This window comes from Streptomyces parvus (genome assembly GCF_014648875.1).
GTDB classification, from domain to species: Bacteria; Actinomycetota; Actinomycetes; order Streptomycetales; family Streptomycetaceae; genus Streptomyces; species Streptomyces parvus.
This window is the reverse complement of the sequence record NZ_BMRY01000008.1, coordinates 24503-36512: the sequence shown is the minus strand read 5'-3', so window position 1 is coordinate 36512 and position 12010 is coordinate 24503. Positions and strand designations below refer to the sequence as shown.

Here is a 12010-nt window from a genome sequence, read left to right as displayed (position 1 = left end):
GTCCGTCGAAAACAAGTCGTGGGCCCCGGGGCGCGTTGGTAGAAAGAGGCGATGGACACCACCGATGCGCTGGATCCTCGGGACCGCCGGGACCGCCCGGAGCTCCTCGGCCGCCCGGATCTCCTGGAACCCGTTGGCCGTCTGATCGCCGAGCGTGCCTGCGAGCGGCTGATCGTCGAGTTCGTCCAGACGCTCGACCTGGGTGAACCCGGCGACGTGGCCGAGCTGTTCACCCCGGACGGGGTGTGGGAGTGGGCCGAGGGGGACCGGCGGATCGAGGGCCGGGACGCCTTGCGCGCCTACTTCGCCGGCCGTCCCGCCGACCGGCTCTCGCGCCGCCTGTGCACCAACATCCTGGTGACCCTGACGTCGGCCTCGACGGCGACGGCGAGCACGTACTTCACGACGTACCGCGTGGACGGCCACACCGGTGGCATGCTGCCGCCGCGCCTCCCCGTGCAGGTCGGGCGCTACGAGGACACCTTCCGGGAGGTCGAAGGACGGTGGCTCCTCACCGTGCGGGAGCTCTTCCTCGACTTCGCCGGGCCCACCGAACGGCTGAGCCCGGAGGACGCCCGTGACGGGGCCTGACGCCCGCCCCTGGGCTCACGCCGGTGCCCGGCAGGCGGACCTGCCGGGCACCGGGCGTCGTACGGAAGGGCGTACCGGAGTCGTCAGACCGCCGGGGCCGGGTAGGTCGGGTACTCCACGCCGGAGACGTGCTGGACGACCCGGATGACCTGGCACGAGTAGCCGAACTCGTTGTCGTACCAGAGGTAGAGGATCGCGTTGTCGCCGTCGACCTTGGTCGCGCCCGCGTCGACGATCGAGGCGTGGCGCGAGCCGATGAAGTCGCTGGAGACCGCGTCGGGCGCGCTGATGAAGTCGATCTGGCGCTTGAGCGGCGAGGCCAGCGACACGTTGCGGAGGTAGTCGAGGACCTCCTCGCGGGTGGTCTCGCGCTCCAGCCGCAGGCTGAGGATGGCGATCGAGACGTCCGGCACCGGGACGCGGATCGAGCTGCCGGTGATCGGCGCCTTCAGTTCGGGCAGCGCCTTGGCCACGGCCGACGCGGCCCCGGTCTCGGTGATGACCATGTTGAGCGCCGCCGAACGGCCACGACGGTCGGAGCCGTGGTAGTTGTCGAGCAGGTTCTGGTCGTTGGTGTACGAGTGGACGGTCTCCACGTGCCCGCGCAGAACGCCGTACTCGTCCGCCATCGCCTTGAGCGGCGGGACGATCGCGTTCGTCGTGCAGGACGCGCAGGACAGGATCCGCTCGTCCGGCTTGACCGTGTCGTGGTTGACGCCGTGGACGATGTTCGGGACGTCGCCCTTGCCCGGCGCGGTGAGCACGACCTTGCCGATGCCCGGCTGGAGGTGCTTGGAGAGGCCCTCGCGGTCCCGCCACCGGCCGGTGTTGTCGATCAGGATGGCGTCCTTGATGCCGTACGCCGTGTAGTCGACCGTCGTCGGGTCGTCCGAGTAGATCACCTGGATCTCGTTGCCATTGGCGATGATCTTGTTGTTCGCCTCGTCCACGGTGATCGTGCCCTGGAACTGGCCGTGGATCGAGTCGCGCCGCAGCAGCGAGGCGCGCTTGACGATGTCCTGGCCGGAGCCCTTGCGGACGACGATGGCCCGCAGGCGCAGGCCGTTGCCCGAACCGGCCTTCTCGATCAGCAGGCGGGCGATGAGCCGGCCGATGCGGCCGAAGCCGTAGAGCACCACGTCACGCGAGGCGCGGCGCTCGATCTTGTTGTCGCCCGTCGCGCCGGCGACGGCCTCCGCGGTGAACTCCTCGACGGAGAGTCCGCGCCCGTCGGACCGGTAGGTGGCGGCGAGCATGCCTATGTCGATCTGGGACGGGCCGAGATCGAGCGTCGTCAGAGCCTTGAGGAAGGGCATCGTCTCGGTGACCGAGAGCTCCTCGCCCGCGATCTGCCGGGCGAAGCGGTGGGTCTTGAGGATGCTGACCACCGACTTGTTCACCAGGGAGCGGCTGTGCAGCAGGACGTTCACGTCCTGCTCGCGGTGCAGCTTCCCGATGATCGGGATCATCGACTCCGCGATCTCCTCGCGGTGCATCCAGTTGGTGAACGAGTCGTCATTGACAGTCACAAGTTTATCTTTCGAGCTAGGCGGCGCTCATATGGTAACCGGCTGCCTTCCCGTCTCTTCGGGGGGTGCCCTACCTGCGAGTAAATCCTGGGCCAGGGCTTGGCAATCGGGCGCGCGTACGAGGGCTCATACCAGAGTGGGACGGATGGCGGGCAAGTTCGACAACTGCCCGTCGCGCATACGTCATTGACGACTACCGTGTGTGCCCGGTGATCAACGGTGGGCTCATGACGTTCGGGCCTGCCCGACCGATGACCCGCGCCTGACCGACCACCGTAGGGGCCACCGCATGGACGCCGGCACGACCGCCGATCCCCGGTGCCCCCTGTACCGAGGACGCTGATGTCTCAACTTCGCGCACCCGACGCGCGACCGGACCGCCGTGAGGGCGGGCGGCACGGCCGCCCCGGCACGCGCGCCCACTCGGCCCCGAGCAGGCCGCGCGCCGCAGGGCCTTCCCCCGACGCCCGGATCCGCCCCCAGCTGCTGCGGACCGCGCTGCTCCCGGCCGTCGCCGCGGTGCTCAGCGGCGCGGCGGCCGTCATCTTCACCGTCCGCGCCGGAGGAGTCGGCTCCTCGCCCAGCCTCTGGGCGGCGCTGGGCGGATCGGGCGCCCTGGCGGTCGCCGCCGTCGCGGCCGCCTACCTCGGCGCCAACCGCGTGGCGGGCCAGGTGCTCGACCGGGCCCTCGCCCTCCGGCGCGCCAGCGCCCAGGGCCAGGCCGAACTGCAACGCGTGGTGGAACAGCTCCGCAACGGGGAGACCGTCGCCGCGCGGCGGTCCGCGCCACCCTCCACACCCGGGGCCGACGCCTTCGACCTGCTCGGACAGGAGATGGCCCGGGCCCAGGAGGCCTCCGTCGCCGCCGTCGTCCAGGCCTCCCAGCTCTTCAGCAGGGCCGGCAACGAACAGAAGGTCGAGGTCTTCGTCAATCTCGCGCGACGGCTGCAATCCCTCGTCCACCGCGAGATCCAGATCCTCGACGAGCTGGAGCACGAGGTCGAGGACCCCGATCTCCTCAAGGGCCTCTTCCAGGTCGACCACCTCGCCACCCGGATCCGCCGCCACGCGGAGAACCTCGCCGTCCTCGGCGGGGCCGTCTCCCGGCGGCAGTGGAGCAACCCGGTCACCATGACCGAGGTGCTCCGCTCGGCCATCGCCGAGGTCGAGCAGTACCCCCGGGTCAAGCTGGTCCCGCCGATGGACGGCACCCTGCGCGGCCACGCCGTCGCCGACGTGATCCACCTGCTGGCCGAGCTGGTCGAGAACGCCACGGTGTTCTCCGCCCCTCACACCCAGGTGCTGCTGCGCGTCCAGCAGGTCACCGCCGGACTCGCCCTGGAGGTGGAGGACCGCGGACTCGGGATGCCGGACCACGAGCAGAAGCGGATGAACGCCCTGCTCTCCGACCCCGACCAGGTCAACGTCGCCCATCTGCTCCAGGACGGCCGGATCGGCCTGTTCGTCGTCTCGGCCCTGGCCCGCCGCCACGGCATCGCCGTCCGTCTCCAGAGCAACATCTACGGCGGTACGCAAGCGGTGCTGGTCCTTCCGCAGTCGCTGCTCGGGGCCGATCCCGACGCCCCGCCGTCGCCCGACGCCGTGCCCGTACCGCCCCCCGGCGCCGTGCACCGGCCGCCCGTCGAGGCCGGGAGCCCGGCAGACCCACCGCAGAACAGCACATCCCGGACCGCGCCCCCGGCCCCGATGCCCGCTGCTCAGGCGCCCGGGGACCAGGCCCCCGTACCCGGGGCGACCACGGCCTCATCGTCGCCCCAGGCATCCACCGGCGTCCCGCACCGGACGCCCGGGCCCGCACGGAACGGACGCCCCGGGCCGCCCTCGGGCGAGGCCCCGCCCCTCCCGCTGCGCGCCGAGCGCATCGACCGGCCGGCACCGCCCGCCTCCCCGCCCGAGCGCGGCGGTCCGTCCGCGGCGGCCGGCCAGGAGCGCGAGGACCGTTCGGCCCCGGCGGCCGTCCACGAGCGCGCCCACGCGGCCCCCTCTCCCGCCCGGCCCGAACTGCCCAGGCGGACGAACCAGGAGAGTCTCGTACCGCAGTTGCGCGAGGCGCCCGCCCCGCGCGTCGAGGACGAGCACGCCCTGCACGACCCGGGTCTCATGGCCGCCTTCCGGCGCGGCGTCGACCTCGCCGAGGCCCAGACCGCCGAGGAGGAGGGGGGCGAGGGCGGTTACGGGAACCCCGACGCCACCACCGGAACCGGGGGGCAGACCGCGCTCGACGCCCCCCTGGAATCCCTCTCGCCCCTCCCCGTACGCGGAGCCACCGCACCGCACGACCGGCCGGGACCGGACCGGGCGTCACGGCCGGACCACGCGCTGCCCGCGGCCGGCCTGCCCGTACCGGACACCTACCCGCCCGACGCGTACCCGCACGACACCGCCACGTACCGGCGCGGCAGCTACGCCGAAGACGTTCACGACCGGGGGACGGGCGAGCCCGGAGCGTTCGCGGGCGAGCCCTTCGTGCCGGGCCGGGCCGTCCCGGAACCCCGCAAAGACACCACCTTCAAGGAGTAGACACCATGACGAGCGATATGCCGTCCGGTCAGGTCTCGGACCTGGACTGGCTGCTGAGCGGGCTGGTCCAGCGCGTGCCCTACACCCGCAGCGCGGTTCTGCTCTCCGCCGATGGGCTGGTGAAATCCGTGCACGGCATGGACCCCGACAGCGCCGACCACATGGCGGCCCTGGCCGCCGGTCTGTACTCGCTGGGCCGCAGCGCCGGGGCCCGGTTCGGGGACAACGGCGACGTCCGGCAGGTGGTCGTCGAACTGGACTCCACGCTCCTGTTCGTCTCCACCGCCGGATCCGGCACCTGTCTCGCCGTCCTCGCCGGACGCGAGGCGGACGCCGCGGTGCTCGGCTACGAGATGGCGATGCTGGTCAAGAGCGTCCGTCCCTATCTGACGACCCCGCTGCGGCAGCCGGCCGGCGCGCCGTTCACCCCGGGGATCTGAGGATGCCGGCCCCGCAGGACGGGCCCCTGCTCGACGACGCGGCCGGCCGGCTGATCCGCCCGTACACGATCAGCAACGGCCGGACCCGGCCGTCCACCGCGTTCGACCTGCTCTCCCTGATCATGGCCACGGGCATCGAGCCGGACATCCCGCTCGGCCCGGAACACACCGTCGCCCTCGGCATGTGCGAAGGGCCGATGTCCGTCGCCGAGATCGCCGCACACCTCCGGCTGCCCGCGGTCGTCGCCAAGGTCATCCTCTCCGACCTGGTCGCCTGCGGCGCGGTCACCGCGCACGCTCCCGCTTTCCACGACATGCCCACCGACCGATCCCTGCTGGAGGCAGTGCTCGATGGTTTACGACGACAGCTCTGACCGCACCGGAACCGCCGAGTTCTTTCCCGTGGCCCTCAAGGTTCTGGTCGCCGGAGGATTCGGCGTCGGCAAGACGACGTTCGTGGGCGCGGTCAGCGAGATCGCCCCGCTGTCCACCGAGGAGTTGCTGACCCAGAGCAGTGTGGGGACGGACAACCTGGAAGGGGTCGAGTCCAAGACGGCCACCACCGTCGCCATGGACTTCGGCCGGATCACCCTCTCCGAGCAGCATGTCCTCTATCTGTTCGGCACACCGGGCCAGGAGCGCTTCTGGTTCATGTGGGACGAGCTCTCCCAGGGCGCGCTCGGAGCGGTGGTGCTGGCCGACACCCGGCGCCTCGCCGAATGCTTCGGCGCGATCGACTTCTTCGAACGGCGCGGCATCGGATTCATCGTCGCCGTCAACGAGTTCGACGGCGCCTACCGCTACGAGCCGGACGAGATCCGCGCCGCGCTCGACCTCGGGCCCGAGGTGCCCGTCGTCCTGTGCGACGCCCGGATCGCCAGCTCCGGCACGGGCGCCCTCGTCACCCTGGTCCAGCACCTCATCAACGCCACCTCGGCGCCCGCACCACTCCAGACCTTCGGAGCCCACCCGTGACATCCTTCGCCACCGGCCGGATGCTCCTCACGCCCACCGACCGGCACGGCCCGGCCCGCGCCAAGCGGCTGCGCAAACTGGACCTCGGTGAACGCCCCGACGCCTCCTACGACAGCTTCGACGCCTTCGCCGACAAGGTGGCCGAAGTCACCGCCACACCCTTCTCGATGGTCAACTTCATCGACGAGAACCGGCAGTTCTTCGCGGGACTGCACACCCCGGCGGGCAACCGCGGTGGACAGGACCTCGGTTCGGCCGCGGCGCGCAGCAACCGCAGCAGCCGCTACATGGCCCGCGACCACGGCTACTGCCCGCACGTCCTCGTCCGGCGCAAGGCCCTCGTCCTCGACGACGTATGCGACTACCCGCGCTTCGCGGGCAATCCGGTGGTCGACGACATAGGCATCCGCTCCTACCTCGGGGCGCCGCTGATCGACCGCACCGGCATCGCGCTGGGCACCGTCTGTGCCGTCGACACCGTGCCACGCCCGTGGGGGCGGGCCGGCCTCGACACCATCAAGTCGCTCGCCCATGAACTCGTCCGCCAGATCGACGACCGGGAGGGCCACCGCACCGTCTGACACGGTCACCCCCGCCGGTGAGGGCGCTCAACTCCCGGGCGGCGCACCGGTACTGCCCCGCAGGACCACGTTCCCCTCGATCCGCAGCACCCGGGAGCGCCCCGCCCGCGACGGCGTCCGCAGAGCGAGGGCGATCACCTGCTCGCCCATCTCCGTGAGCGGCAGTGCCACCGTGGTCAGCGGCGGCGACACCTCCCGTACGACGGGGATGTCGTCGAACCCCGCGAGCGACATGTCCTCGGGGACGCGCACGCCGGCCTCCCGCAGCGCGGCCAGCGCGCCGACCGCCATCACATCGGTCACCGCGAACACGCAGGTCGGCCGGGCGTCCCCGGCGGCCAGCAGCTGACGTGCCGCCGCGTGCCCGCCCTCCCGGGTGAACGCGCCCTGCACCACCCGCCGAAGGGTGATGCCCGCTGCGGCGAGCCCCTCACGGAACCCCGCCAACCGGTCGGCCACCGTGGTCAGTTCGGGCGGACCGCTGAGCACCGCGAAGTCCCGGTGCCCCAGCGCCACCAGCGAGGCCGCGAGCGCCGCCGCCCCGGCCCGGTTCTCCGGCTGGACCGTGTCCACCCGCATGGACCGGTGCCGGCTGACCACCGCGACCCGGCCGCCCGCCCGGACGTACGGCTCCAGCTCGGCGTCCATCGCCCGCTCCCAGGCCCGGTCCTGGAAGCCGGAGCCGATGAGGAGGATGGCCCGCGCCCGCTGGGCCCGCAGCATCGAGACGTACGCGATCTCCCGCGCCGGTTCCCGGAAGGTGGAGGCCAGCATCACCAGCAGGTCCTGCTCGGCGGCCGCGCGCATCACCCCGCCGGCGATGCCCGCGAAGTACGGGTCGCCCACGTCGTGGCAGATCAGCCCCACCGTACGGTTGCCCTCGGCGCTGGCGAGGGCCTGGGCATGGGCGTTGGGGATGTAGCCGAGGAGATCGGCCGCCGCGCGCACCCGGCCGCGCAGATCGTCGCGGACCCGGGTGGTGCCGTTGAGGGCCCGGGACGCGGTGGCGAGCGAGACGCCGGCCTCGCGAGCCACCGCGTCCAGCGTCACATGGGCGGCGGGCGCCCGCCGGCGCGTGTCGGGGTGGACCGGTGTTTCCCGTTCACTCAACTCGACCCCCAGGGGTGCGGTGGTGGCAGGGCCCCGAAACTTCGGGACGACCTCTTGACCGTGCGCGGGAGCAGTCATTAGCGTGGCGGCACCTTACCAGAAAGCGCTTTCTGAAAGCGCCTTCACGGTCAGGACCGCAGCATCGCAGCATTGCACAGCTCTCCACAACTGCCCCCGAAGTTCAGGGAGTTCACCGTGAGTCAGAGCGCGCTCAGCAAGCGCCCCGCCGATGTGGCAGGGGTCGCCCGCAGGGCCGGTCCCACGACCGGGGAGCGGCTCGCCCGTGCGGCGGAACAGAGCTGGCGGCCCCTCGCCCTGCTGCTGGCAGCCCTGGTGGTCTGGTGGGCGATCGCGGCCGCCGAGCTGATCGAGGCCTATCTCGTGCCGTCGCCCGGTGCGACACTCGATGTCCTGACCTCGAAGGCCGGATACCTCTGGCAGCACACCTGGGTGACGACGTACGAGACGCTCCTCGGCTTCGCCATCGCGGTCGTCGTCGGGGTGCTGGCCGCGGTGGTGATGGTCTACTCCTCGACGGTGGAGCGCACGCTCTACCCGATCCTGCTCTTCGCCCAGGTCGTGCCGAAGATCGCCATCGCCCCGCTCTTCGTGGTGTGGCTCGGGTTCGGCATCGCGCCCAAGATCCTCATCGCCGTGCTCATCGCCTTCTTCCCGGTGGTGATCTCGATGGTCACCGGGCTCAAGGCCGTCGACCCGGAGATGCTCCAACTGTCCGCCACGATGGGGGCGAAGCCCTGGCAGACCTTCGTGAAGATCCGCTTCCCGGCCTCCCTGCCGCATCTGTTCTCCGGACTCAAGGTCGCCGTCACCCTCGCCGTGACCGGCGCGGTCGTCGGCGAGTTCGTGGGGGCGAACGAGGGACTCGGTTACGTCATCCTCCAGGCCAACGGCAACCTCGACACACCGATGCTCTTCGCGGGGCTGCTGGTGATGTCGCTGATCGGCGTCGTGCTGTTCGTCGTCGTCGAGATCGCCGAGAAGCTGCTCCTGCCGTGGCACGCCAGCCGCCGGGACACCTCGGCCACCACCACTTTCTGAACCACGCACCGACCTCCTCGTGAGAAGGGCCAGCCCATGCATGCGCGCAGACTCCTGATCGGTGTCGTACCCCTCGTCCTGGTGGCCACCGCCTGCGGCGGCGAGGACGCCTCGACCAGCACCAGTGACTCCGGCAAGAAGCTGGACAAGGTCACGCTGACGCTCAACTGGTATCCGTACGGCGAACACGCGCCGTTCTACTACGGCAAGCAGCAGAAGATCTTCGAGAAGCACGGCATCGACCTGGACATCCGGGCGGGCCAGGGCTCCCAGAAGACGGTCCAGGCGACGGCCGCCGGGCAGACCGACTTCGGCTGGGCCGACACGCCGGCCCTGCTCGCCGGTGTCGACCAGGGCGTGAAGGTGAAGAGCCTCGGCGTCTTCCTCCAGACGACCCCGGCCTCCGTTCAGTCCTTCGACGCGAAGGGCATCGAGGGGCCCGGCGACCTGAAGGGGCGGACGATCGCCGGGACGGCCGGGGACGCGCTGTCCAAGACCTTCCCGATCTTCCTGAAGAAGAACGGCATCGGGGAGTCCGATGTCACCGTCCAGAACACCGACCCGGCGGGCAAGATCGCCGCGGTGATCTCCGGAAAGACCGACGGCCTCCTCGGTTACGCCAGCGACCAGGGCCCGACCATGCAGGACAAGGCCAAGAAGCCGGTCTCCTACCTCCGCTTCTCCGAGCACGGCCTGAACTTCTACTCCAACGGGCTGCTCGCCGGACAGAAGATCCTCGCCTCGAAGCCGGCGGTGGCGGAGCGCATGGTGAAGGCGGTCAGCGAGGCCTGGGCGGCCGCCGCGAAGGCGCCCGAGCCGGCGGTGGCGGCCATGGAGGGAGCCTCCGAGCAACTGCCGCCGAAGACCGTGCTGTCCGAGCAGTTCGCGACGACGCTGACCCTGCTCCACACGGCGGCGACCGAGGGCAAGGCGCCCGGCGTCAACACCGAGGCGGACTGGCAGCAGACCATCGACGTGTTCGCCGAGGCCGGCATGGTCACCAAGCCGAAGGCCGTCGGCGAGTACTGGGACACGAGGACGGCGCTGAAGGGATGACGATGCCGAAGCAGCAGACGACACCGCGCGCCCCGGCCGCCGCAGGGGCGGGCCCGGCGGCCGGGGTCCGGCTCGGGGACGTGGCGGTCCGGTTCCGCAGCAAGAAGCGCGATGTCACCGCGCTCAGCGACGTGTCCCTGGACGTGGCGCCGGGGGAGTTCGTCGCCATCGTCGGACCGTCCGGGTGCGGCAAGTCCACCCTGCTCAAACTGGTGGCCGGTCTGCTCACCGCCTCCTCGGGGGACGTCCTGCTCGGTGGCGAGCGCGTCACCGGCCCCCGGCACGACATCGGTTACGTCTTCCAGCGCGCGGCCCTGCTGGAGTGGCGCTCGGCGCTGCGCAACATCCTGCTCCAGGCCGAGATCCGCCGCATGGAGCCGGCCGTGGCGCGCGCCCGGGCCGACGAGCTGATCCGGATGACCGGACTGGGCGGATTCGAGGACGCCTTCCCGCACGAGCTCTCCGGCGGTATGCAGCAACGCGTCGCGCTCTGCCGGGCGTTGCTGCACGAACCGCCGGTCCTGCTGATGGACGAGCCCTTCGGCGCACTGGACGCCCTCACCCGCGAGCAGATGAACACCGAGCTGAACCGCATCTGGCGCACCACCGGCACCACGGTCCTGCTGGTCACCCACTCCATCTCCGAGGCCGTCTATCTGGCCGACCGGGTGGTGGTGATGAGCCCGCGCCCCGGCACCGTCACGGAGATCATCGAGGTGGGCCTGCCCGCCGAGCGCGACTACAGCGAGACGCTGGGCCGACCGGAGTTCCGGGCGGCGGCGGCACACATCCGCGACCTGCTGGGGGCGGTGTCCGCACACGACTGAGGGCGACACGGCGGCCGGTCCACGAACCGCCCCGCCGCTCGCCCGGGTCCCGGGCGCCCCGCGGCGGATGCCGCCGGGGCGCCACGGGCGGGGTCAGACGCCGAATGCGGCGGGGTACTGAATGGTGCCGGTGGGCACCGGGCGGGTGTCGTCCAGCGCCATGGCCATCATGGCCTCGTCGGGTACGTCGAAGGGTGCGCGGATGCCGAAGCGGGAGGCGGGGGTGAAGCCGAACCGCGGGTAGTACTCGGGGTGCCCGAGGACGAGGACGAGGTTCTCGCCCAGGGAGCGGGCGGCGTCCAGGGCGGCGCGGATGGCGGCGGAGCCGGCGCCGGTGCGCTGGGCGGAGGGCCGTACCGCGCAGGGGGCCAGGGCGAGGGCGGGCGCGCCGTCGACGTGGCAACGGGTGAGCAGCGCGTGCCCGGCCAGGGTGCCGTCGGAGCCCTCGGTGACCAGGGACAGTCCGTCGATCCATGCCTTCGGATCGGTGCGCAGGGCGTCGATGAGGTCGGCTTCTTCCGAGGTGGGGAAGGCGGCGAGGTTGATGTCGCGGATGGCGGTGATGTCGTCCGAGGTCTCGGGGCGGGCGGTCCAGGTGGTCATGGAGGTTCCGTTCTCGGGGGTGTGAGGGGTGTGAGGGGTGCGGTTGTGGGGCTGGAGGAGGTGGGCGGCGGGGGCGCGGCCGGGCGTTTCGGTGCTGCTCACGACTGGCGCTCCCGGAACCGGTAGGTGGCGCGCAGATTCTGCGCGATGCCCTTCCTGACCGCCTCGCGTCCGGTCAGCAGCCGCGCGCCGGTGCGCGAAGCGGCGTAGGCGGTCTCCCGGAGCAGCCGCTGATAACTGTCCAGTCGGCGCTGAGGAATCTCACCGGCCTCGATCGCGGCCATGACCGCGCAGCCCGGTTCCCGCCCGTGCGCGCAGTCCGTGAACCGGCAGTCCCCTGTCAGCACCAGGACCGGCCGCGCACCGCTCTCCCAGGCCAGGGCGAGCAGGCCGCGTTCGGCCCGCACGGTCCGGGACGGGATCAGCCCGGCGCGGCGGTGGGGTGTGAAGGCGTGCTCGCACGCCTCGTCCCAGCCGTAGTCCGCGAGGGAGAACGGCTGAGCGGAGAAGGAAGAAAGGTGAGACAACGTAGAGACCCTTGAACAAGGACCCCGATGAGCGCGAAGCTCCGACGCCTTGAGCCGTCAGGCACGGGCGAGGGTGAACGTCAGGTCAGACCGGGGCCCGGGACGTGAGGATGGTCCGGCGGGCACTGCACACGGCAGCAGCCTCTACGACAGTCATCAACTCACCTCCCC

13 protein-coding genes are annotated in these 12010 nt (G+C 71.4%); 9 read left to right on the top strand and 4 right to left on the bottom strand.

The window, feature by feature from the left end; all coding sequences use genetic code 11:
- Positions 1-51 precede the first annotated feature (51 nt).
- Complete coding sequence (locus IE140_RS23780; RefSeq protein ID WP_150195792.1) at positions 52-591, top strand: nuclear transport factor 2 family protein; 540 nt, start codon at positions 52-54, stop codon at positions 589-591.
- Between the two features lie 83 nt (positions 592-674).
- Here IE140_RS23780 and IE140_RS23775 read toward each other — a convergent pair whose 3' ends face one another.
- The gene (locus tag IE140_RS23775) at positions 675-2120 is read right to left on the bottom strand and encodes a glyceraldehyde-3-phosphate dehydrogenase (protein WP_032762620.1); all 1446 of its coding nucleotides are present in this window, start codon (positions 2118-2120) and stop codon (positions 675-677) included.
- Between the two features lie 342 nt (positions 2121-2462).
- Here IE140_RS23775 and IE140_RS23770 point away from each other — a divergent pair, with 342 nt between their 5' ends.
- Genes IE140_RS23770 through IE140_RS23750 form a run of 5 tightly spaced genes read left to right on the top strand, consistent with a single transcriptional unit; the run spans position 2463 to position 6657 of the window.
- Positions 2463-4661, top strand: a complete 2199-nt coding sequence (locus IE140_RS23770; protein WP_150195795.1) for a sensor histidine kinase — start codon at positions 2463-2465, stop codon at positions 4659-4661.
- A gap of 5 nt (positions 4662-4666) precedes the next feature.
- Positions 4667-5101, top strand: coding sequence for a roadblock/LC7 domain-containing protein (locus IE140_RS23765; protein ID WP_006128963.1), 435 nt, complete (start codon positions 4667-4669; stop codon positions 5099-5101).
- A 2-nt stretch (positions 5102-5103) separates the two neighbouring features.
- Positions 5104-5475 (top strand): DUF742 domain-containing protein, encoded by a 372-nt coding sequence (locus IE140_RS23760; RefSeq protein ID WP_006128964.1) that lies wholly within the window; start codon positions 5104-5106, stop codon positions 5473-5475.
- Positions 5453-6076: a GTP-binding protein gene (locus IE140_RS23755; RefSeq protein ID WP_010057974.1), complete on the top strand. Its 624-nt coding sequence runs from the start codon at positions 5453-5455 to the stop codon at positions 6074-6076. The genes IE140_RS23760 and IE140_RS23755 overlap by 23 nt, the downstream gene beginning before the upstream one ends.
- A complete protein-coding gene (locus IE140_RS23750) occupies positions 6073-6657 on the top strand; it encodes a GAF domain-containing protein (RefSeq protein WP_109180912.1) in 585 nt (194 codons plus the stop codon). Before IE140_RS23755 ends, IE140_RS23750 begins: the two co-directional genes overlap by 4 nt.
- 27 nt (positions 6658-6684) lie before the next feature.
- On the opposite strand, the gene IE140_RS23745 is transcribed toward IE140_RS23750, so the two are convergent.
- The gene (locus tag IE140_RS23745) at positions 6685-7707 is read right to left on the bottom strand and encodes a LacI family DNA-binding transcriptional regulator (protein ID WP_150195805.1); all 1023 of its coding nucleotides are present in this window, start codon (positions 7705-7707) and stop codon (positions 6685-6687) included.
- 255 nt (positions 7708-7962) lie between these two features.
- Here IE140_RS23745 and IE140_RS23740 point away from each other — a divergent pair, with 255 nt between their 5' ends.
- Genes IE140_RS23740 through IE140_RS23730 form a run of 3 tightly spaced genes read left to right on the top strand, consistent with a single transcriptional unit; the run spans position 7963 to position 10709 of the window.
- Positions 7963-8826, top strand: coding sequence for an ABC transporter permease (locus tag IE140_RS23740; RefSeq protein WP_093437442.1), 864 nt, complete (start codon positions 7963-7965; stop codon positions 8824-8826).
- Between the two features lie 36 nt (positions 8827-8862).
- The gene (locus IE140_RS23735; protein ID WP_150195798.1) at positions 8863-9882 is read left to right on the top strand and encodes an ABC transporter substrate-binding protein; all 1020 of its coding nucleotides are present in this window, start codon (positions 8863-8865) and stop codon (positions 9880-9882) included.
- Positions 9879-10709: an ABC transporter ATP-binding protein gene (locus IE140_RS23730; RefSeq protein WP_150195800.1), complete on the top strand. Its 831-nt coding sequence runs from the start codon at positions 9879-9881 to the stop codon at positions 10707-10709. The genes IE140_RS23735 and IE140_RS23730 overlap by 4 nt, the downstream gene beginning before the upstream one ends.
- 93 nt (positions 10710-10802) lie before the next feature.
- On the opposite strand, the gene IE140_RS23725 is transcribed toward IE140_RS23730, so the two are convergent.
- Together IE140_RS23725 and IE140_RS36660 are read right to left on the bottom strand one after the other, a co-directional pair.
- Positions 10803-11312 (bottom strand): GNAT family N-acetyltransferase, encoded by a 510-nt coding sequence (locus IE140_RS23725; protein WP_093437677.1) that lies wholly within the window; start codon positions 11310-11312, stop codon positions 10803-10805.
- Positions 11313-11410: 98 nt separating this feature from the next.
- Positions 11411-11839, bottom strand: coding sequence for a ribosome small subunit-dependent GTPase A (locus tag IE140_RS36660; RefSeq protein WP_150196315.1), 429 nt, complete (start codon positions 11837-11839; stop codon positions 11411-11413).
- Positions 11840-12010 lie beyond the last annotated feature (171 nt).